The organism is Rhodococcus sp. NPDC003383, from assembly GCF_053589115.1.
The window spans coordinates 14,381-34,103 of sequence record NZ_JBSFRG010000023.1 but is presented as its reverse complement, the minus strand read 5'-3'; the positions used below and the strand labels follow the sequence as shown (position 1 = coordinate 34,103).

Below are 19,723 nucleotides of genomic sequence, written 5' to 3'. Positions count from 1 at the left end.
GTAATCCACGTTACTGTTCGCCATCCGCTCGTCGAGCGATTCGGACCGTCCGTCGCACGGCACCCGCACCGAACCGCGGGGTGGCGCCCGGGGCACCGTTCGGTCGCATAAGGTGTTCGGCGTCACAGTGCTGTGTGGAGGAAGGACACGAATCGATGAGCTCGTACGCGGAGGCGTTCCGGCAGAGTGTGGAGGACCCGGAGACGTTCTGGCTCGACGCCGCGCGCGGAGTGGACTGGGTGAACGCACCGACCCGGGCTCTCGACGGTTCCGAGGCGCCCTCCTTCCGCTGGTTCCCGGACGGCACGCTCAACACCAGCGTCAACGCACTGGACCGGCACGTGCAGGCCGGCCACGGCGACCGCACCGCGCTGATCTGGGACTCGGCGATGGTCCCGGCCAAGCGCACCTACACCTATTCCGAGCTGCTCGACGAGGTCGCCGTGTTCGCCGGGGTGCTGCGTGACCAGGGCATCGTCGCCGGGGACCGTGTCATCGTCTACATGCCGATGATCCCGGAGGCAGCCATCGCGATGCTCGCGTGCGCCCGCATCGGCGCCGTGCACTCGGTGGTGTTCGGCGGGTTCGCCGCGAAGGAACTGGCCACCCGCATCGACGACGCGCAGCCGGCGCTCCTGGTGACCGCGTCCGGCGGTCTCGAGCCGGGCCGCACCGTCGAATACCTCCCCATGGTCGAACAGGCGATCGGCCTGTCGCAGACGCCGCCGCACACCGTGATCGTCAAGGACCGCGAGTCCATCCCGGGCTCGGCCGCGGACTACAAGACCTCGTCGGCGGCGTGGTTCGACTGGGACGAGCTGGTCGCCGACGCCGCCCCGGCCGATCCGGTCACGGTCGCGGCCACCGATCCGCTGTACATCCTGTACACCTCGGGGACCACCGGGAAGCCGAAGGGTGTGGTCCGCGACAACGGTGGTCACGCGGTCGCGCTGACCTGGTCGATGCGCAACATCTACGACATCTCCCCCGGTGACGTGTGGTGGACGGCCTCCGACGTCGGCTGGGTCGTCGGCCACTCCTACATCGTGTACGGGCCGCTGCTCGTCGGCGCGACGACCGTGATGTACGAGGGCAAGCCGGTGGGCACCCCGGACGCGGGCGCGTTCTGGCGGATCATCTCCGAATACGGTGTGCGTGCGCTGTTCACCGCGCCCACCGCGATCCGCGCCGTCCGCAAGGCCGATCCGAACGCCGAGGAACTGAAGAAGTACGACATCTCGTCGCTGCAGACGCTGTTCGCGGCCGGCGAGCGTCTCGACCCGGACACCTACGAATGGGCGACCGCCGTCCTCGACCGTCCCGTCGTCGACCACTGGTGGCAGACCGAGACCGGCTGGGCGATCGCGGCGAATCTGCGTGGCCTCGAACCGATGCCGCTCAAGGCCGGCTCCCCCACCGTCCCGGTCCCCGGCTACCGCGTCGAAATCGTCGACGGCGAAGGCAACCGCGTCGAGGCCGGCACCGAGGGCAACATCGTCATCGCGCTGCCGTTGCCGCCCGGCACCCTCACCGGTCTGTGGCGCGACGAGGATCGCTACCGCCGCTCCTACCTCGACACGTTCCCCGGCTACTACCTCACCGGCGACTCCGGGTACATCGACGAGGACGGCTACGTGTTCGTCCTCGGCCGCTCCGACGACGTCATCAACGTTGCCGGACACCGTCTTTCGACGGGAAGCATGGAAGCGGTCGTGGCGTCGCACCCCGCCGTCGCCGAGTGCGCGGTCATCGGCATCCGCGACGAGCTCAAGGGCCAGCGGCCCAGCGGCTACGTCGTCCTCAAGGCCGGCGTCGAGATCGATCCGGAGAAGCTCCGGCAGGAACTGGTCACGATGGTCCGCGAACAGATCGGTGCCGTCGCAACCTTCCGCGACGTGACGGTGGTGCAGGCGCTGCCGAAGACCCGATCCGGCAAGATCCTGCGGAAGACCATGCGGCAGATCGCCGATCACGAGCAGTACACGGTTCCCTCGACCATCGAGGACCCGGCGGTGCTCGAGGCGCTGGAGCGGCAGCTCGGCAGCTAGAGCAGAAGACGAAGGGACCCCGCCGCCGAGCGCTGCTCAGCGGTGGGGTTCTTCCGTGTCGTGGCCGGCGCCGGTGCGCAGCCGTCGTCCGTAGTCGACGAGTTCCTGCAGCTTCGCGTCGTTCTTCTCGCTCACCCGGGTGTCGCGCTCGGGCAGCTGCAGCGACTCCTCCGCGGCGATGCCGGCCTGCAGCTGACGGCCGCGCTCGAGTTCGGCATCGAATTCGGCGCCGAACAGCAACGCCAGGTTCGTGATCCACAGCCAGAGCAGGAAGATCACGGCGCCGGCGAGCGAACCGTACGTGCGGTCGTAACTGCCGAAGTTGGAGACGTAGAACGCGAAGATCACCGAGGCGGCGATCCAGGTGCCGATCGCGATGACCGATCCGAGGCTGAGCCACCGGAACTTCGGTTGTGCCACATTGGGTGTCACATAGTAGAGCACCGCCACGATCACCACGACGAGCACGAGCATCACCGGCCATTTGGCGATGTTCCACACGGTGACCGCGGTGTCGCCGAGCCCGACGGCATCGCCGAGGGCACGCGCGACCGGGCCGCTGATCACGAGCATCGCGGCGGTCGCGCCGGCGGCGATCAGTGCCAGCGCCGTGACGAGCAGCATCAGGGGCCGCAGTTTCCACACCGGCCGGCCCTCGTCGATCTCGTAGATGCGGTTCATTGCCCGGCCGAACGCACCGACGTAGCCCGACGCGGTCCACAGCGCGGCGAGGACACCGATGATCAGCGCGAGCCCGGCGGACGGAGCGTTCACGAGCTGCTCGACCGGTCCACGCAGTGTGTCCACCGCCGACGCGGGACCCAGATCCTCGACCATCTGCATCATTCCGTCGACCGTGGATCGTCCCTGCCCGACCACGCCGAGCAGCGACACCACCACGAGCAGTGCGGGAAACAGCGACAGCACCGCGTAGTAGGTGAGCGCGGCGGCGAGGTCCGTGCACTCGTCGCGGCCGAATTCGCGAACTGTCCTGCGGACCACGTACTTCCACGACGGTTTCGTCAGATCCGTCGGTGAGTCCGGTTTGCGGGGATCGTCGGGCGCGACCGTCCCACCGGTGCGTCCCGAGCCTTCGTCGACCGTCATGGCGCCATGAGTACCCGCGCTCGGCGGCCGATCAAACGCGCGCGCCCGGCGTCCATCCGACGTACGATGCGGCGATGTCCGATGCCATCAGCGGCTCGAGCGACGGGTTCTCCGCGATCGTGGACCGCCTCGACTATCCGATGTTCGTGGTGACCACGCGCGCGGCGAACGAACGCAGCGGGTGCCTGGTCGGTTTCGCCACCCAGGCGGGGATCGACCCGCCGCGGTTCCTCGTGGGCCTGTCCGACGAGAACCGCACGTTCCGGGTGGCCACCGCGGCCGATCATCTCGCCGTGCACGTCCTCGACCAGCGGAACCTGCCGCTGGCCGCGCTGTTCGGCGGGGAGACCGGCGACGAGGTGGACAAGTTCGCACGCTGCCGCTGGAGCGATGGTCCGCACGGCCTGCCCATCCTGGACGACGCCGCGGCATGGTTCACCGGCGAGATCCTCGGCCGGTTCGAACTCGGCGACCACGTCGGCTTCCTCCTCGCCCCCGACGAAGGTGAACTCCGCAGCGACCTCACCGACCTCGTGACGTTCCGGGACGTACGCGACATCGACGCCGGCCACGACGCGTGACGACGGCTCTCCCGACATCCGCTCGGTCCCCAGCCATCCTTCCCGACGATCGGACCAGCGGATAGCTGGCGGCACCGCGGATACCCGTGATCTGATCGGAGGATGCGCTGTCTCGACGACCCGATCGATCCCACCCGCACACTCGACGACGCCGGCCTGCGCGCGCTGTACGCCTATCCCCCGCAATTGGACGGGCCGTGGATCCGCGTCAACTTCGTGTCGTCGCTCGACGGTGCCGTCGCGGTCGACGGCCGCTCCGGCGGGCTCGGGACCCCGGCCGACAAGAAGGTCTTCGGGATGCTGCGTGAGCTCGCCGAGGTGATCGTCGTCGGGGCGGGCACGGCCCGGGGTGAGAACTACGGGGGTGCGCGCACGAGTCCGGCGCTGCGCGAACGTCGCGCGGCGGCGGGTCTGCCCGAGATAGCGCCGGTCGTGGTGGTCACCGCGTCGGGCGATCTCGATCCGCAGATGCGGCTGTTCACCGACACGTTCGTGCCGCCGGTTGTGTTCACCAGTGCCCGGGTATCCGATGCGAAGCGCCGCGCGTTGGTCGACGCCGGTGCAGACGTGCGGGTCGTCGCCGATCACGAGATCGACGGCGTCACGCTCGTCTCGGCGCTCGCCGACGCCGGCTGGCACCGGGTGCTGTGCGAAGGGGGACCGAGATTGTTCGGCACGTTGATCGCGGACGGGGTGGTCGACGAGCTGTGCCTGACGCTCGCGCCGATGCTGGCGGCCGGTTCGGCGGGTCGCATCGCGACCGCCCCGGTGTCGGCGCCGACGTCGATGCGACGCGAGCACCTGCTGGCCGACGACGACGGAACACTGCTGGGCCGGTGGGTCCGGTCCGATCACCGGGAAGGGGACTCGAATGAGTGACGTGGCGGACGGCACGCGGCAGTCCGAGGAACTGGTCGAGCGGCTCGCCGGCCTCACGGACGCCCACGGGTACACGGTGGCGTGCGCGGAGTCGCTGACGTCCGGGGCGATAGCCTCGCGGCTCGGCGCCGGGCAGGGCAGCTCGGAATGGTTCCGCGGCGGCATCGTCGCGTATTCACGGTCCGTCAAGCACGGTCTGCTGAAGGTACCCGAGGGTCCCGTGGTGTGCGAGGCGGCGGCGCGGGCGATGGCCGAGCATACGGCGCGGCTGCTGGACGCCGATCTCGTCGTCGCCGTCACCGGAGCCGGTGGACCCGACCCGCAGGACGGACGTCCGCCGGGGACAGTGTGTTTCGCGACGACCGGGCCGGGCGGCACCCGTTACGAGGAGCGGTACTTCGAGGGCGATCCGGAGAAGGTGCTGGAGAAGACGGTGCGTCACGCCTTGACGTTACTGGTGGACCGCGCCTCCGCCTGACCGTCGGTAATTCGGGTGCGTGCGGGTGCACGCGGCATCTACCGTACGAACATGCAGGTTGTGTTCACCAAGGGTCCCGGTACGAGCTACGACATCGCCGTGCACCGCGGAACCGGTGCGTCGCTGGCTCCGCGCAACGGTCCCGGCGGTCATCCCTATCTGCCGCACGATCTGGTGCACCTGCTCGTCGAACAGGTGGCCGGGATCGAACTCGGGGTGTTCGGGCAGCTCGCGGCGGGCGACAACGGTCTGTTCTGGCCGGCCGATCCCGCCGAGCGGGTGAAAGCCGCCCGTCACCGGAAGTCCAAGGGCGCCAAGCTCTCCGATCGGGCGAAGAAGGACATGACCCGATCGGAGGAACTGGCGGGAATCGCCGTTCCGGTGTGGGAGGTGCGACGCGGGTTCGCGAAAACCTTGCCCGCGTACGTCACCCGCAACGAGATTCCACCCGTCGTCGAGCAGATCGTCGGACGACTCGACGACTACGCCGACCGGTGGCATGCGCTCCCGGTCGGCGAATCGCTCACCGTGACATGGTGATTGCTCAGAACACCTCGGGCGAGACGTCGAGCGTGGTGCGGTCCAGGCTGTCGAGCAGATCGAACTGCGGGCCGGTCTTCGGCAGCTCGAAGCGGTAGAAGTACCGGGCGGCAGCGCGCTTGCCGTCGAAGAAGGCGCCCTCGCGGTCGCCGACGGCGAGGAGCTGTTCGAGCCAGATCCACGCGACCACGACGTGTCCGACCGCTTCCAGGTAGACCGACGAGTTCGCCAGCGCCAGTTCGGGATCGCGGCCCGCCCACAGCTTCGCCGTGGTGGTACCGACACGCACGACGGCCGCCTCGAGCTCTTGCGCGTACTCGGCGGCTGCGCCACCGGCGGCCCGCGCCTTCGCGACGGTCGCGGCGATGGTCTCGCCCAGCAGCGCCAGACCGGCACCGCCCTTCATGATCACCTTGCGGCCGAGCAGGTCCAGGCCCTGGATGCCGTGGGTGCCCTCGTGGATCTGGTTGAGCCGGTTGTCGCGGTAGAACTGCTCGACGTCGAACTCGCGGGTGTAGCCGTAGCCGCCGTGCACCTGGATCGCGAGACTGTTCGCCTCGAGGCACCACTGCGACGGCCACGACTTCGCGATCGGGGTGAGCACGTCGAGCAGCAGGCCGGCGCGGTCGCGGGCCTCGGCGTCCGCGGCGCTGCGCTCCTCGTCGACGAGCTTGGAGCAGTACAGCCCGAGCGCGAGGGCACCTTCGACGTACGCCTTCTGCGCGAGCAGCATGCGGCGGACATCGGCGTGCTCGATGAGCGGCACCTGCGCGGAGGCCGGGTCCTTGTCGGCGAGCGGACGGCCCTGCGTGCGGGTGCGCGCGTACTCGAGCGACTGCAGGTACCCGGTGTAGCCGAGGGCGGTCGCGAGGAATCCGACGCCGATGCGCGCCTCGTTCATCAGCAGGAACATGTACGACAGGCCCTTGTTGGCCTCGCCGAGCAGGTACCCGACCGCCCCCTCGCGCCCGCCCGGGGTGAAGGAGCCGTCACCGAAGTTCAGCAGCGTGTTGGTGGTGCCGCGGTTGCCCATCTTGTGGTTCAGGCCCACGAGGGCGACGTCGTTGCGTTCGCCGAGCGTGCCGTCGGCGTTCACGAGGAACTTCGGGACGATGAACAGCGAGATGCCCTTGACGCCGGCCGGTCCGCCGGGGATCTTCGCGAGCACCAGGTGCACGATGTTCTCGGTCAGCTCGTGGTCGCCGCCGGAGATCCACATCTTGGTGCCGGTCAGGCGGTAGGTGCCGTCGTCCTGGGGGATCGCCTTGGTGGTGATGTCGGCGAGCGACGAGCCGGCCTGCGGCTCGGACAGGCACATGGTGCCGAAGAACCGGCCCTCGAGCAGCGACGGAACGTACGTCGCAACCTGCTCCTCGGTGCCGTGGGTGGCGATGACGTTGGCGTTGCCGACGGTGAGGAAGGGGTACGCCGAGGTCCCGGCGTTCGCGGCCTGGAACCACGCCATCGCGGCGCGCAGCACGGTCACCGGCAGCTGCATGCCACCGAGCGACTCGTCGAAGCTCGCGGAGAGCAGCCCGGCCTTGGAGAACTGGTCGAGGGCCTCCTTGACCTCGGGGATCATCTCGACGCGCCCGTCCTCGCCGATGCGCGGTTCCTCGGCGTCGGCCTTCTTGTTGTGCGTGGCGAAATGCTTGGTGGCGAGGTCGGCGCTGAGGTCGAGAATGCCGTCGAACGTCTCGCGGGAGTGCTCGGCGAAGTAGGGGCGGCCGGTCAGCGACACGACGTCGAGCCAGTCGTACAGCAGGAAGTCGAGGTCACGCCGGGACAGGACGGGAGCGGGCATGGCTATCCTTTCAGGACGACTAAGCGCTCACTTAGTAAACCGGTGACGGTGCATGATGTCAACGAGCACCCCGATCGACCAGGACGGACGACCATGACCGACAGCACCGCCACCACCGCCGGACCCGGCGACCCCGCCGCCCTGACCGGCGTCAAGTCCGACGTCGCGCGGCGCCTCGTGCTGTCGGCCGTGGACTCGTTCGCCCGGCGCGGCTACCACGCCACGACCACCCGCGACATCTCGGTCGGCGCAGGACTGAGCCCCGCCGCGCTCTACGTGCACTTCCCCTCCAAGGAGGAGGTGCTGTTCGAGGCGAGCCGCATCGGGCACCGGTTCGTCCTCGACTCGATCACCGCGGCCGCCGCCGGTGCGGAGACACCCGTCGAGCGGATCCGCGCGACCGTCGACCGGTTCGTGCGCATCCACGCCGAACACCACACGATGTGCCGCGTCGCCCAGTACGAACTGCACGCCCTCACCGACGAGCACTACCGGGAGATCGCCGAGATCCGGCGGGCGACCGACGCGGTGATCCGCGAGGAGATCCAGCGCGGCGTCGACTCGGGTGCGTTCACCGTCGGGGACGTCCCCACCGCGGCGCTGGCGATCCTCTCGCTCGGCATCGACGTCTCCCGCTGGTACCAGCCCGGCCGCATGGACATCGACGCGCTCGCCGGCAACTACGTCGCGCTGGTGCTGTCGATGCTCGGCGCCGCCCCGGGTGCGAACGCACAGGGCACAATGCCCACATGAGCGCCCACGCCACCGTCCTGGTCGTCGACGACGACGAGGACGTGCTCGCGTCGCTGCGCCGCGGACTGCGCCTGTCCGGTTTCGCGGTCCTGACCGCCACGGACGGTCGCGACGCGCTCGCGGTCGTCGAGCAGCAGCGGCCCGACGCGATGGTCCTGGACATGAACATGCCGGTCCTCGACGGCACCGGCGTGGTGACCGCGCTGCGCGAGGCGGGTGACGACATCCCGATCTGCGTGCTCAGCGCCCGCAGTGCCGTCGACGACCGCATCGCCGGTCTCGAAGCCGGCGCCGACGACTACCTCACCAAACCGTTCGTGCTCGCCGAACTGGTTGCGCGGATCAAGGCGATGCTGCGACGCGGGCGGGGTGGCGCACCCTCGGCGACCGTGCGGGTCGGCGACCTCGAACTCGACCCTGCCGGTCGTCGCGTGCACCTCGCCGGGGTGCCGGTCGAACTGACCAAACGCGAGTTCGAGCTGCTCGAGGTGCTGGCACGCAACGCCGGGATCGTGCTGACCCGCGAGCGGCTGCTGTCGCTGGTGTGGGGCTACGACTTCGACTCCGACACGAACGTCGTGGACGTGTTCGTCGGATACCTGCGCCGCAAGCTCGAGGCCGGCGGCGCACCCCGACTCGTGCACACCGTGCGCGGAGTCGGATTCGTGATGCGAGAACCGTGATGCCACACCGTTTTTCACTTCGAGCGCGGGTTGCGGCAGCAACGGCGCTGGGCACGACCGTGGTCGTCGGCGTGCTCGGCGTGCTCGTCGCGATCGAGATCGACCGCAACAACCTCGCCCAGCTCGATCGCCGCCTCGACACCGCCGCGCAGGTTCTCGTCGCCAACGCCGGGACCGCCGGATTGTTCCTGCCCGCGCTCGGCGACGCCGGCGCGTTCGCGGTGACGATCCGCGCCGAAAAGGACGGCCACGTCCGCAGCAGCACCCCGACGCAGCTCCCCGAACTCGACCTCGGGGCCCACACCGTCACGGTCGGCGATGTTCCCTACCGCGCCGTCACCGCACCGGTCGAGGCGACGCGCGGCCGCCTGTCGGTCGCCGTTCCGTACGCGGAGGCACAGGATGTCACGACCGCGCAGCACCGGCAGCTGGCCGTCGCCGGGCTGTGCGCGATCGCGGTCGCCACCGGTCTCGGCTGGGTGTTCGGCGGCCGCGCGGTGCGGCCGCTGGTGGATCTCACGGGCCGGATCGCCTCCCGGGATCCGGATCTCGCGCCCCGCAGATCCGGTGTCCGCGAGGCCGACGAACTCGCGGCCGCCGCCGGAGCGATGCTCGCCGACGTGGCACACGCCCAGGCCGGCACCGACGCGGCGCTCGCAACCGCGCGGGACTTCGCGGCCGCCGCGGCCCACGAACTGCGGACACCGCTGACGGCGATGCGCACCGACCTCGAGGTGCTCTCGACCCACGACCTCGCCGCCGCCGACCGTACCGAGATCCTCGGCGACCTCGTCCGCACCCAGGGCCGGGTGGAGTCGACCCTCGACGATCTCGAACGTCTCGCCCGCGGCGACCTGTCGAGCACCGACGATTTCGTCGACACCGATCCGGTGGAGATCTGCGATGCGGCCGCCGCCGAGGCGCGCGGCCGGTATCCGGGCCTGACGGTGGAGGTCGACGGGGAACCCGGTCGTCTCGTGCCGGCACTGCCCGGGGGCCTCCGGCTCGTCGTCGACAATGCGATCGCCAACGCGGTCCGGCACGGCGGCGCCCGCCACGTCCGACTGACGGTCACCCCGGACGGCCCCGACACGGTGCTCACCGTCGACGACGACGGCACCGGGGTGCCCGCCGAGGAGCGGGAGGTCGTGTTCGAACGGTTCCGGCGCGGCACGGGCGCATCCCGCACCGGTTCCGGGCTCGGGCTCACGCTGGTCGCGCAGCAGGCGGCGCTGCACGGCGGGACGGCACGCCTCGAGGACTCACCGCTCGGCGGAGCGCGCCTGACGGTGCGGATCGCGAACCCGCAGGGGTGAGCCGGGTCCACACCTCGGGTGGGTTCGCCGCGGCACCGGCCGCGAGCACGATGGACGCATCAGACCACCCGATCGTCCACGGAGGACCGAATGTCGAAGAGCCGCAAGCTGATTGCCGCCATGATGATGACCGCGCCGTTGCTGCTCGGGTTCGCGGGCACCGCCGGCGCCGACTCGATGCACCGGAGCGAGGACGGTCGCTGCGACGTCGCGCTCGTCGACGAGCACGGGAACATCATCCGCATCGACGAGAAGTCTCCGGGGACCCGGCTCGACGGGCTGCGGTGCGACGACGGACTGTGGCGCTTCACCACCAACGGCAACACCTACCGGAGCGGCGACGTCGCCACGGCCACCCTCGTCCGGGAACGGGACCGGGATCGGTGAGAAAGCACGACGCCCCGCATCGCGAGCGATGCGGGGCGTCGTCGTGGGTCGATCTAGTTGGTGCCCAGCAGATCGATGATGAACACCAGCGTCTTGCCGCCGAGCGGATGCCCGGAACCGGCGGGACCGTACGCGAGCTCCGGCGGGACCGTGAGCTTGCGGCGGCCACCGACCTTCATGCCGGGGATGCCTTCCTGCCAGCCCGGGATCAGACGCCCGAGCGGGAACTTCACGGACTCGCCGCGGCTGAACGACGAGTCGAACACGTCGTTCGTGTCGTACTCGACGCCGTGGTAGTGCACGTCCACGACCGCGCCGGGCTGCGCCTCGGCACCGTCACCGACGGTGATGTCCTCGACGACCAGTTCGGTCGGGGCCGGACCGGTGGCCGGTTCGACGACCGGCACCGCCGGCGGCACCTTCACATCGAGCAGGTCGATGACGAACACCAGCGTCTTGCCCGAGAGCCGGTGGCCGGATCCGGCCGGGCCGTAGGCGAGCTCCGGCGGGATCGTCAGCTGACGACGGCCGCCGACCTTCATGCCCGGGATGCCTTCCTGCCACCCGGCGATCAGGCCGGCCAGCGGGAAGGTGATGGACTCACCACGGTTCCACGACGAATCGAACTCCTCGCCGGTGTCGAACTCGACACCGACGTAGTGAACCTCGACCTTCGCGCCGGGGGTGGCCTCGGCACCGTCACCGACCGTGAGGTCCTTGATGACCAGCTCGGTGGGTGCGGGACCGTCCTGGAACTCGATCTCCGGCTTGCTCATGCGTGTTCTCCTCGTCGAGGTTGCGTTCGGACGCGCGTCAGCGCGCGTCGAGGGCGGTGTAGGCGCGCTCGGTGTAGCCGGTGTAGATCTGGCGCGGGCGGCCGATCTTCAGGGTCGGATCCGAGTGCATCTCACGCCAGTGCGCGATCCAGCCGGGCAGGCGGCCGAGCGCGAACAGCACGGTGAACATGCGGTCCGGGAAGCCCATCGCCCGGTAGATGAGACCGGTGTAGAAGTCGACGTTCGGGTACAGCTTGCGCTCGATGAAGTACTCGTCGGTGAGCGCGGCTTCCTCGAGCTTCATGGCGATCTCGAGCAGTTCGTCGCCCGCGCCCAGCTTGGAGAGGATCGAGTCGGCGGTCTTCTTCACGATCGCGGCACGCGGATCGTAGTTGCGGTAGACGCGGTGACCGAAGCCCATGAGCTTCACGCCGTCTTCCTTGTTCTTGACCTTGCGGACGAACTCGTTGACGTCGCCGCCGGAGGCCTTGATCTTGTCGAGCATCTCGAGCACGGCCTGGTTGGCGCCGCCGTGCAGCGGGCCCCACAGCGCGTTGATGCCACCGGAGATCGAGGTGAACAGGTTAGCGTCGGACGAACCGACCAGACGCACCGTCGACGTGGAGCAGTTCTGCTCGTGGTCGGCGTGCAGGATCAGCAGCATGTCGAGAGCCTGCGCGATCTCGGGATCGATCTCGTACGGCTCGGCCGGGAACCCGAACGTCATACGCAGGAAGTTCTCGACCAGCGACAGCGAGTTGTCCGGGTACAGGAACGGCTGGCCGACGGACTTCTTGTAGGCGTAGGCCGCGATGGTCGGAAGCTTCGCCATGAGGCGGATCGTCGACAGCTCGACCTGCTCCGGGTCGTCCGGGTCGAGGGCGTCCTGGTAGTACGCCGACAGGGCGTTGACGGCGCTCGAGACGACCGGCATCGGGTGCGCGTTGCGCGGGAAGCCGTCGAAGAAGCGCTTGAGATCCTCGTGCAGCAGCGTGTGCCGGCGGATCTTGTCGGTGAAGACCTCGAGCTGCTCCGAGGTCGGCAGCTCACCGTAGATCAGCAGGTAGCTGACCTCGATGAACGTCGACCGTTCCGCGAGCTGCTCGATGGGGTATCCGCGGTACCGCAGGATGCCCTTCTCACCGTCGATGTACGTGATCGCCGAGGTGGTGGAGGCAGTGTTGACGAAACCGGGGTCAAGGGTGGTGTACCCGGTTGCAGCAAGGAGCTTGCCCAGCTCGATACCGTCATTGCCTTCCGTCGCCTTGGCGATCGACATTTTGTGCTCGCCACCGGGGTAGCTGAGGGTGGGGTTTGTGTCATTCTCAGCGGGCACGAAGGATCCCTCTCAAGCTCAGACCTACGAGAAACTTCCGAACATTCACGTAGAACCTAGCCGCTGGCCGGGGCGGGCGCCCAGGGAGGGTCGGTCGAAAGTCCCGGGACGGCTACCCATGCGAAGCGGAGGCGAACCCTCGTCGTGCCCGGCGATCGGCGCACACCGACGGACGTGAATGCCGCTCACCTGCGACAACACTCCACGCAAATCGATATCACGATACCGGATCGCGCGCGGTGAGGCACCCCCGGCGTGTCCGGCCGAATGTGCACCGCACCGGTACAACGGTCACACCCGGGGCGCTCGACCCCCGTCGGACCGGGGCACTCGGCCCCGTCAGACCAGGGCGCTCAGCCCCCACTGACCGGTCCACGTCTCGCCGGGCTGCAACACGACGATGTCGATGCCCAGATTGAACGCGTCCGGCGGGCACGTCGCCGGCGCGAGCGCGAGGGCACGGCCGCGGCCCGGATAGTCGTCGGCGATCGACGCGTGCACCCACCCGAAGCCCGGGCCGGTCCACAACCGCACGCCGCGACCGTCCGGGCCGAGCAGGTCGTGCCGGACCCGTCCGTCGACGTCCTCGTCGAGCGCGCTGAAGGGGGCGTCGAGCGTGACGCCGCGCAGCGACCGCGGAGAGGTGAAGTCGTAATCGCTGTCGGCGACGGGCTGCGAGTACGCGTTCGGCAGGGACCGCTCCGGGTCGACGGGCAGCCGCGTGCCGGCGGCGATCTGCAGCGTGCAGTCGTCGAGGTCGGAGTCGCCGGCCCGCAGGTACGGATGCGCACCCAGACCGAAGGGCGCGTGATAGCCGCCGATGTTGGTCGTGGTGTGGGTGACTGTCAGCCCGGCCGGCCCCAGTTCGTGGGTGACGGTGAGCCGCAACTGGTACGGCCAGCCCTTGTGCAGTCCGACCTCGAGCGCCTGCACGACCCGATTCTCGCTGTGCGACAACAACTCCCAATAGCTCGCCCATGCGAACCCGTGCAGCGCCGCGCCGTGCTCCGGATCGGTCACGGCGAGTTGGTGTTCGATGCCGTCGAAGAAGAAGTGGCCGTCGCGGACCCGGCCCGGCCACGGGGCGAGCACGACACCGCTGTACAGCGGTGGCCGCTCCCCGGCCGGCCAGCTCTCGGTGAGCGCGTAGGCGCCGTCGGGCGCCTCGTGTTCGAGCAGACGCAGCGCACCGCCTGCACTGGACACCACAGCCCGGTACCCGTTCCCCTGGATACCGAAATCCCTCGGATCGGACATGCCCACAGTTTCCACGGCCGCGACGATCCACACCACCGAATCGGCGCCTCCGCGCCCGTGTGTCGTTGTGGCGGTCGGGACCGCCACAAGTACACACCGGCGCCTACGACACCCTCACGACCTCTTTCGCGACCCGGAACCGCACGAACGCGGGGAACGCGAGCACACAGAGCGCGGTGCCGATCACGACGAGCACCCCACCGCCGGCAGCCGCGACCGCGGTGCCGACCGCCGCCGCGGCGACACCGTGGGCGACGTCGCCGATGCGCGGTCCCCCGGCGACGACCACGATGAACACACCCTGCAGCCGGCCACGCATCTCGTCGGTCGCGACGGTCTGGAGCATCGTCGAGCGAAAGGCCGCCGACACCATGTCGACGGCACCGCCGAATGCCAGGAACGCCAACGCGATCCAGAGCAGCACGGGACCGTCACCGGGCTCGGCGAACGCGACCGTGACACCGAAACCGATCATCGCGACACCCCACAGTGCGATGCACACGATCACCGCGAGCCCCTGCCGGCGCACCCGCGGCAGCCAGCCGGAGAACACGCCGCCGAGCACCGCGCCGACGGACATCGCCGCGAACAGCAGGCCGAGGGCGAAGCCGCCGGACACCGGGTCGCCGAACGACTCGTGCGCAATCTGCGGGAACAGGGCACGGGCCATGCCGAAGACCATCGCGACGATGTCGACCACGAACGAGGCGAGCAGGATCTTCTGCGTCGACAGGTACCGGAATCCGTCGAACACCGCGCGCAGCCCGGCCTTCGTGGTCTCCCCGAGCGGCGGGATCGCCGGCAGCCGCACCACCGCCCACAGCGTGGCGAGCAGCGCGACGGCGTCGAGCAGATACAGCGCGGACAGCCCCAGAACCGGGATGAGAACCCCGGCGAGCAGCGGTCCGGCGATCGCCCCGAACTGCATCACCGTCATGTTCAGCGAGGTCGCGGCCGCGATCTGTCCCGGTGGCAGCAGCCGCGGGATGATCGCGGACCGCGTCGGCTGATTGACCGCGAAGAACGCCTGCTGCACCGCGAACAGCCCGAGCAGCAACCACACGTTGTTCAGTCCCGCGGCGGCCTGCGCCCACAGCAGCAGCGCCGTCACGCCGAGACCGGTCGTGGTGATGGTCAGCAGCCGTCGCCGGTCCATGACATCGGCCAGCGCCCCACCCCACAAACCGAACACCACCAGCGGGACCAGCCCGAACACACCGGTCAGGCCGACGTAGGCGGAACTGCGGGTGATCTCGTAGATCTGCTGCGGCACCGCGACCACACCGAGCTGGGCGCCGATCGTGGTGACGACCCCCGCCGACCACAGCCGCCGGTAGGCGGGGTCGCGCAGCGGGGTGGTGTCGGCGAGCAGGCGCTTCACGGCTGGAGCCGAACTGTCGACCACTGCCCGTCGACGAGCCGGGTGAGGACGCGGTTGTGGAGGCGGTTGGGACGACCCTGCCAGAACTCGACGGACTCGGGGGTGATCCGCAGGCCACCCCAGAACGGCGGGACCGGGATGTCCTCGTCGACGCCGTAGCGTTCCCCGACCTCGATCATGGCCTGTTCGAGCGCGGCCCGGGACTCGATCGGCTGCGACTGCCGCGACGCCCACGCGCCGAGCCGCGAACCACGCGGCCGGGTGTGCCAGTACTCGGCGGTCTCCTCCGCCGACACTCGCGTGACCGGTCCCCGCACGGTGACCTGCCGGTGCACGGGAAGCCACGCGAACGTCGCGGACGCGTACGGCCGCGCCGCGAGCTGGCGGCCCTTGTTCGACTCGTAGTTGGTGAAGAAGGTGACGCCGTCCGCGTCGATGTCCTTGCACAGCACGGTGCGGGTCACCGGGCGGCCGTCCTCGTCGACCGTGCCGAGCACCATGGCGTTCGGTTCCGGTACCTCGGCGGCGATCGCGTCGGCGAGCCACCGCCTCAGCAGCGACAGCCAGCCGCCGGCGAGGTCTTCGGGTTCGAGGTCGGCGTCGACGGGCGCGGCCCCTTCGGGGCCGGCCTTCGCGTAGTCGACGCGCATCGCGGCGAGTTCCCCGGGACGCCGGGGTCGGTTCTGCGGATCTGACGACACGGGCGAAGACGCTACTCCGGAGACTGCGGGTCCGACCTGCGGCGGGGAGGTCTACAGTCTTGTTCGACGACATCGGTGGGGTGCCCATCACATTCCGGCGCCTCGCCTCACAAGCAGTGCAACCCGGACCGGGCCGCACGAAAACAAGGAGAGTCCACCGTGGCATCGCGCGCGTCAGTACCCGAGGATTTCGTTGCCGGCCTCGAAGGCGTCGTTGCCTTCACCAGTGACATCGCCGAACCGGACAAGGACGGCGGCGCACTGCGATACCGCGGTGTCGACATCGAGGACCTCGTCGAGCGCGGCGTCACCTTCGGAGACGTGTGGGCACTGCTCGTCGACGGCAAATTCGGTCGCGGACTGCACCCGGCCGAACCGTTCCCCCTCCCGATCCACACCGGCGACGTCCGCGTCGACGTCCAGGCCGGCCTGGCCATGCTCGCCCCCATCTGGGGATTCCAGCCGCTGCTCGACATCGACGACGACACCGCCCGCGACAACCTCGCCCGCGCCGCCGTGATGGCCCTGTCCTACGTCGCCCAGTCCGCCCGCGGCATCTACCAGCCCGCGGTCCCGCAGAAGCGCATCGACGAGGCCAAGACCGTCACCGAACGCTTCATGGTCCGCTGGAAGGGCGAGCCGGACCCGGCGCACACCGCCGCCATCGACGCCTACTGGGTCTCCGCCGCCGAGCACGGCATGAACGCCTCCACCTTCACCGCCCGCGTCATCGCCTCCACCGGCGCCGACGCCGCCGCCGCCCTGTCCGGCGCGGTCGGCGCGATGTCCGGACCGCTGCACGGCGGCGCCCCCGCCCGGGTGCTGCCGATGATCGAGGAGACCGAACGCACCGGCGACGCCCGCGCGCTGGTCAAGGGCATCCTCGACCGCAAGGAAAAGCTCATGGGCTTCGGGCACCGCGTCTACCGCGCCGAGGATCCGCGGGCCCGGGTGCTGCGCAACACCGCCAAGCGTCTGAACGCCCCGCGCTACGAGGTCGCGGCCGCGCTGGAGCAGGCCGCGCTCGCCGAGCTGCGCGAGCGTCGCCCGGACCGCGCGATCGAGACCAACGTCGAGTTCTGGGCCGCGGTGATCCTCGACTTCGCCGAGGTCCCGGCCGCGATGATGCCCGCGATGTTCACCTGCGGCCGTACCGCCGGCTGGTGCGCGCACATCCTCGAGCAGAAGCGCCTCGGGAAACTGGTGCGACCGGCCGCGATCTACACGGGACCGGATCCGCGCTCCCCCGAGAGCGTCGAGGGCTGGGACAGCATCGCACACAGCTGACCCGGCAGCCTTCGGGCGAATCGGAGGGCCCCGGCCGGATCGGACGCAAATGCGGTGTCGGGGCCGGTGACACGGGCGGTCTAGACTACCTGTGCACCTGTCCCTCGACGCTTAGGACACGCATTCCGATGGCTGACGCTTCACCGATCATTCCCGCCGACCTCAAGCCCGCAGACGGCCGCTTCGGCTGTGGCCCCTCCAAGGTTCGCCCCGAACAGCTGCAGTCGCTGGTCGACGTCGGCGCCTCGGTGTTCGGTACCAGCCACCGCCAGAAGCCGGTCAAGGACGTCGTCGCGCGGGTGCGAGGCGGCCTGCGCGACCTGTTCTCGCTGCCCGAGGGCTACGAGGTCGTCCTCGGCAACGGCGGGTCGACCGCGTTCTGGGACGCCGCCGCGTTCGGTCTGATCCGCGAGCGTTCGCAGCACTTCACGTACGGCGAGTTCTCGTCGAAGTTCGCGTCGGTGGCGAAGAAGAACCCGTTCATCGGCGACCCGGTCGTCGTGTCGGCCGAGCCGGGTTCGGCTCCGGAGATCGTCGCCGACCCCGACGTCGACCTGATCGGCTGGGCGCACAACGAGACCTCGACCGGTGTCGCGGTCCCGGTTTCCCGCCCGGCGGGTTCGGAGAAGGCCCTCATCGCGATCGACGCGACCTCGGGTGCCGGTGGTCTGCCGGTGAACATCGCCGACGTCGACGCCTACTACTTCGCGCCGCAGAAGTGCTTCGCAGCCGACGGTGGCCTGTGGGTGGCGCTGATGAGCCCGGCCGCGCTCGAGCGTGTCGCCGAGATCAAGGAGTCGGGCCGCTTCACGCCCGAGTTCCTGTCGCTGCCGATCGCGATCGACAACTCGGTCAAGGACCAGACGTACAACACCCCGGCGCTCGCGACGCTGCTGATGTTCGCCGACCAGATCGAGTGGATGAACAACAACGGCGGTCTGGAGTGGACCACCGCGCGCACCAAGGATTCGTCGTCGCGCCTGTACGAGTGGGCCGAGGCTTCGGAGTACGCGACGCCGTTCGTCGCCGATCCGGCCTACCGCTCGCAGGTCGTCGGCACCGTCGACTTCGTCGATTCGGTGGACGCCGCGGCGGTCGCGAAGATCCTGCGCGCCAACGGCATCGTCGACACCGAGCCGTACCGCAAGCTGGGCCGCAACCAGCTGCGCATCGGCATGTTCCCGGCGATCGATCCCGAGGACGTCACCCAGCTCACCAAGTGCATCGACTGGGTCGTCGGCCAGCTCTGAGTTCCACGTGACGGTGGAGGACCGGGCCCGGTGGGTCCGGTCCTCCGCTGTTTCCCACCCCGGGTGAAACCCTCGACTCCTGGTCGAGACTTCCAGTGAACCCAGCACCATAGCGCGTCCCGGGGGAGGTTGCACGACAACCCGCCGGGCGTGGCGCGGCGTGTCCTGACCTCACCGCCCCCACCGTTCCGTTACAGTCGGGCGGGTCAGTCGCGAACCGGCGCGAGGAGGTCATGGTGCGAGAGCTTCGAGTGGTCGGCCTCGAGCCCGACGGTTCCCACGTCGTGCTCGCGGATCCCGCGACCGGCGACAAGTTCCGCATCCCTGTCGACGACACCCTGCGCGCCGCCGCCCGCGGCGACCTCGCGCGTCTCGGCCAGATCCAGATCGAGACCAACAGCCAGCTCCGCCCCCGCGAGATCCAGGCCCGGATCCGCAGCGGCGCATCCGTGGAGCAGGTCGCCGAGGAAGCCGGCATTCCGATGGCGAAGGTCGAGCGTTTCGCCTACCCGGTGCTGCTCGAGCGGTCGCGGGCCGCGGAGATGGCGCAGCAGGGTCACCCGGTCCGGCCGGACGGCCCCGCGGTCGAAACCCTACTCGAGATCGTCACGCAGGCCTTCCGCACCCGCGGTCACAACATCGACGCCGCGACCTGGGACGCGTGGCGCGACGACGACGGCCACTGGGTCGCGCAGCTGCAGTGGAACGCGGGACGGTCCACCAACAGTGCGCACTGGCGGTATCAGCCCGACGCGCACGGCGGCACGATCGTCGCGCTCGACGACATCGCGAGCGACCTCGTCGATCCGGACTGCGCCCGGCCACTGCGGTATCTGACGCCGGTGTACTCGGCTCGGGACGTCGACGACACCCTCGACACCGACACGGTGGGCGAGCGGGCGTCGGCCGCCGCGGAGCCGATCACCCTGGATCGAGCGGAGCCGGAGCCGGCCGAGCAGCAGGTCACGGCCGAGGCCGAGACCCCGGCCGTCGACTCCGACGAGGACGTCGAGGCCGTGGCCGAGCCCGAGGACGATCCGCAGCCCAAGCTGGCACCGCAGCACACGCCGGGCAAGGACAAGCGCGGCAAGCCCGCGCTGCCGTCCTGGGACGACGTGCTCCTCGGCGTGCGCAGCAACGGACGCGCCTGAGGAACGTC

19 protein-coding genes and 1 pseudogene are annotated in these 19,723 nt (G+C 69.7%); 12 read left to right on the top strand and 8 right to left on the bottom strand.

The window, feature by feature from the left end; genetic code table 11:
• Positions 1–134 precede the first annotated feature (134 nt).
• The gene (locus ACWDTS_RS19440) at positions 135–2,048 is read left to right on the top strand and encodes a propionyl-CoA synthetase (protein ID WP_450118841.1); all 1,914 of its coding nucleotides are present in this window, start codon (positions 135–137) and stop codon (positions 2,046–2,048) included.
• A gap of 36 nt (positions 2,049–2,084) precedes the next feature.
• Here ACWDTS_RS19440 and ACWDTS_RS19435 read toward each other — a convergent pair whose 3' ends face one another.
• A complete protein-coding gene (locus tag ACWDTS_RS19435) occupies positions 2,085–3,155 on the bottom strand; it encodes a YihY/virulence factor BrkB family protein (protein ID WP_450118840.1) in 1,071 nt (356 codons plus the stop codon).
• Between the two features lie 74 nt (positions 3,156–3,229).
• Between ACWDTS_RS19435 and ACWDTS_RS19430 the strand changes: the two genes are divergently transcribed.
• The 4 genes from ACWDTS_RS19430 (at position 3,230) to ACWDTS_RS19415 (ending at position 5,633) form a co-directional block, all read left to right on the top strand.
• Positions 3,230–3,736 (top strand): flavin reductase family protein, encoded by a 507-nt coding sequence (locus ACWDTS_RS19430; protein ID WP_450118839.1) that lies wholly within the window; start codon positions 3,230–3,232, stop codon positions 3,734–3,736.
• A gap of 102 nt (positions 3,737–3,838) precedes the next feature.
• Positions 3,839–4,615 (top strand): pyrimidine reductase family protein, encoded by a 777-nt coding sequence (locus tag ACWDTS_RS19425; RefSeq protein WP_450118838.1) that lies wholly within the window; start codon positions 3,839–3,841, stop codon positions 4,613–4,615.
• Positions 4,608–5,093, top strand: coding sequence for a CinA family protein (locus tag ACWDTS_RS19420; RefSeq protein WP_450118837.1), 486 nt, complete (start codon positions 4,608–4,610; stop codon positions 5,091–5,093). The genes ACWDTS_RS19425 and ACWDTS_RS19420 overlap by 8 nt, the downstream gene beginning before the upstream one ends.
• A gap of 51 nt (positions 5,094–5,144) precedes the next feature.
• Positions 5,145–5,633: a hypothetical protein gene (locus ACWDTS_RS19415; protein ID WP_450118836.1), complete on the top strand. Its 489-nt coding sequence runs from the start codon at positions 5,145–5,147 to the stop codon at positions 5,631–5,633.
• A 4-nt stretch (positions 5,634–5,637) separates the two neighbouring features.
• Here the strand turns inward: ACWDTS_RS19415 and ACWDTS_RS19410 are convergent, their stop codons facing one another.
• Complete coding sequence (locus tag ACWDTS_RS19410) at positions 5,638–7,437, bottom strand: acyl-CoA dehydrogenase (RefSeq protein ID WP_450118835.1); 1,800 nt, start codon at positions 7,435–7,437, stop codon at positions 5,638–5,640.
• 93 nt (positions 7,438–7,530) lie between these two features.
• On the opposite strand from ACWDTS_RS19410, the gene ACWDTS_RS19405 reads away from it, so the two are divergent.
• The 4 genes from ACWDTS_RS19405 (at position 7,531) to ACWDTS_RS19390 (ending at position 10,576) form a co-directional block, all read left to right on the top strand.
• Positions 7,531–8,190, top strand: coding sequence for a TetR/AcrR family transcriptional regulator (locus tag ACWDTS_RS19405; RefSeq protein ID WP_450118834.1), 660 nt, complete (start codon positions 7,531–7,533; stop codon positions 8,188–8,190).
• A complete protein-coding gene (locus ACWDTS_RS19400; protein ID WP_197250844.1) occupies positions 8,187–8,873 on the top strand; it encodes a response regulator transcription factor in 687 nt (228 codons plus the stop codon). Before ACWDTS_RS19405 ends, ACWDTS_RS19400 begins: the two co-directional genes overlap by 4 nt.
• A complete protein-coding gene (locus tag ACWDTS_RS19395; protein ID WP_450109217.1) occupies positions 8,873–10,189 on the top strand; it encodes a sensor histidine kinase in 1,317 nt (438 codons plus the stop codon). Before ACWDTS_RS19400 ends, ACWDTS_RS19395 begins: the two co-directional genes overlap by 1 nt.
• 90 nt (positions 10,190–10,279) lie before the next feature.
• Positions 10,280–10,576 (top strand): hypothetical protein, encoded by a 297-nt coding sequence (locus ACWDTS_RS19390; RefSeq protein WP_197250847.1) that lies wholly within the window; start codon positions 10,280–10,282, stop codon positions 10,574–10,576.
• A 53-nt stretch (positions 10,577–10,629) separates the two neighbouring features.
• Here the strand turns inward: ACWDTS_RS19390 and ACWDTS_RS19385 are convergent, their stop codons facing one another.
• The 6 genes and pseudogenes from ACWDTS_RS19385 to pdxH form a co-directional block, all read right to left on the bottom strand.
• Positions 10,630–10,983, bottom strand: a complete 354-nt coding sequence (locus ACWDTS_RS19385; protein ID WP_248675404.1) for an FKBP-type peptidyl-prolyl cis-trans isomerase — start codon at positions 10,981–10,983, stop codon at positions 10,630–10,632.
• Between the two features lie 21 nt (positions 10,984–11,004).
• A pseudogene (locus tag ACWDTS_RS19380) lies at positions 11,005–11,352 on the bottom strand (FKBP-type peptidyl-prolyl cis-trans isomerase); the annotation flags it as partial.
• A gap of 37 nt (positions 11,353–11,389) precedes the next feature.
• Positions 11,390–12,688, bottom strand: a complete 1,299-nt coding sequence (locus tag ACWDTS_RS19375; RefSeq protein WP_248675391.1) for a citrate synthase — start codon at positions 12,686–12,688, stop codon at positions 11,390–11,392.
• A 339-nt stretch (positions 12,689–13,027) separates the two neighbouring features.
• Positions 13,028–13,945, bottom strand: a complete 918-nt coding sequence (locus ACWDTS_RS19370; protein ID WP_197250850.1) for an aldose 1-epimerase family protein — start codon at positions 13,943–13,945, stop codon at positions 13,028–13,030.
• 103 nt (positions 13,946–14,048) lie between these two features.
• Positions 14,049–15,326 (bottom strand): MFS transporter, encoded by a 1,278-nt coding sequence (locus ACWDTS_RS19365; protein ID WP_248675392.1) that lies wholly within the window; start codon positions 15,324–15,326, stop codon positions 14,049–14,051.
• Positions 15,323–15,976, bottom strand: coding sequence for a pyridoxamine 5'-phosphate oxidase (gene pdxH, locus ACWDTS_RS19360; RefSeq protein ID WP_450118861.1), 654 nt, complete (start codon positions 15,974–15,976; stop codon positions 15,323–15,325). The genes ACWDTS_RS19365 and pdxH overlap by 4 nt, the downstream gene beginning before the upstream one ends.
• Before the next feature lie 210 nt (positions 15,977–16,186).
• Between pdxH and ACWDTS_RS19355 the strand changes: the two genes are divergently transcribed.
• The 3 genes from ACWDTS_RS19355 to sepH all read left to right on the top strand — a co-directional run bounded on the left by ACWDTS_RS19355 (position 16,187) and on the right by sepH (position 19,715).
• Positions 16,187–17,314 carry a citrate synthase 2 gene (locus ACWDTS_RS19355; protein WP_450118833.1) on the top strand — a complete coding sequence of 376 codons (1,128 nt, stop codon included), beginning with the start codon at positions 16,187–16,189 and terminating at the stop codon, positions 17,312–17,314.
• A gap of 128 nt (positions 17,315–17,442) precedes the next feature.
• Positions 17,443–18,564 carry a phosphoserine transaminase gene (serC, locus tag ACWDTS_RS19350; protein WP_197252847.1) on the top strand — a complete coding sequence of 374 codons (1,122 nt, stop codon included), beginning with the start codon at positions 17,443–17,445 and terminating at the stop codon, positions 18,562–18,564.
• Between the two features lie 236 nt (positions 18,565–18,800).
• Positions 18,801–19,715: a septation protein SepH gene (sepH, locus tag ACWDTS_RS19345; protein ID WP_450109287.1), complete on the top strand. Its 915-nt coding sequence runs from the start codon at positions 18,801–18,803 to the stop codon at positions 19,713–19,715.
• Positions 19,716–19,723 lie beyond the last annotated feature (8 nt).

Bases quoted from the DNA above. Each gene is read 5' to 3' on its own strand.
- serC (WP_197252847.1), top strand. From the start codon at position 17,443: ATGGCTGACGCTTCACCGATCATTCCCGCCGACCTCAAGCCCGCAGAC.
- ACWDTS_RS19390 (WP_197250847.1), top strand. From the start codon at position 10,280: ATGTCGAAGAGCCGCAAGCTGATTGCCGCCATGATGATGACCGCGCCG.
- ACWDTS_RS19410 (WP_450118835.1), bottom strand. From the start codon at position 7,437: ATGCCCGCTCCCGTCCTGTCCCGGCGTGACCTCGACTTCCTGCTGTAC.
- ACWDTS_RS19395 (WP_450109217.1), top strand. From the start codon at position 8,873: ATGCCACACCGTTTTTCACTTCGAGCGCGGGTTGCGGCAGCAACGGCG.
- ACWDTS_RS19420 (WP_450118837.1), top strand. From the start codon at position 4,608: ATGAGTGACGTGGCGGACGGCACGCGGCAGTCCGAGGAACTGGTCGAG.
- ACWDTS_RS19400 (WP_197250844.1), top strand. From the start codon at position 8,187: ATGAGCGCCCACGCCACCGTCCTGGTCGTCGACGACGACGAGGACGTG.
- ACWDTS_RS19435 (WP_450118840.1), bottom strand. From the start codon at position 3,155: ATGACGGTCGACGAAGGCTCGGGACGCACCGGTGGGACGGTCGCGCCC.
- ACWDTS_RS19405 (WP_450118834.1), top strand. From the start codon at position 7,531: ATGACCGACAGCACCGCCACCACCGCCGGACCCGGCGACCCCGCCGCC.
- pdxH (WP_450118861.1), bottom strand. From the start codon at position 15,976: ATGCGCGTCGACTACGCGAAGGCCGGCCCCGAAGGGGCCGCGCCCGTC.
- ACWDTS_RS19430 (WP_450118839.1), top strand. From the start codon at position 3,230: ATGTCCGATGCCATCAGCGGCTCGAGCGACGGGTTCTCCGCGATCGTG.
- ACWDTS_RS19425 (WP_450118838.1), top strand. From the start codon at position 3,839: ATGCGCTGTCTCGACGACCCGATCGATCCCACCCGCACACTCGACGAC.
- ACWDTS_RS19415 (WP_450118836.1), top strand. From the start codon at position 5,145: ATGCAGGTTGTGTTCACCAAGGGTCCCGGTACGAGCTACGACATCGCC.
- ACWDTS_RS19370 (WP_197250850.1), bottom strand. From the start codon at position 13,945: ATGTCCGATCCGAGGGATTTCGGTATCCAGGGGAACGGGTACCGGGCT.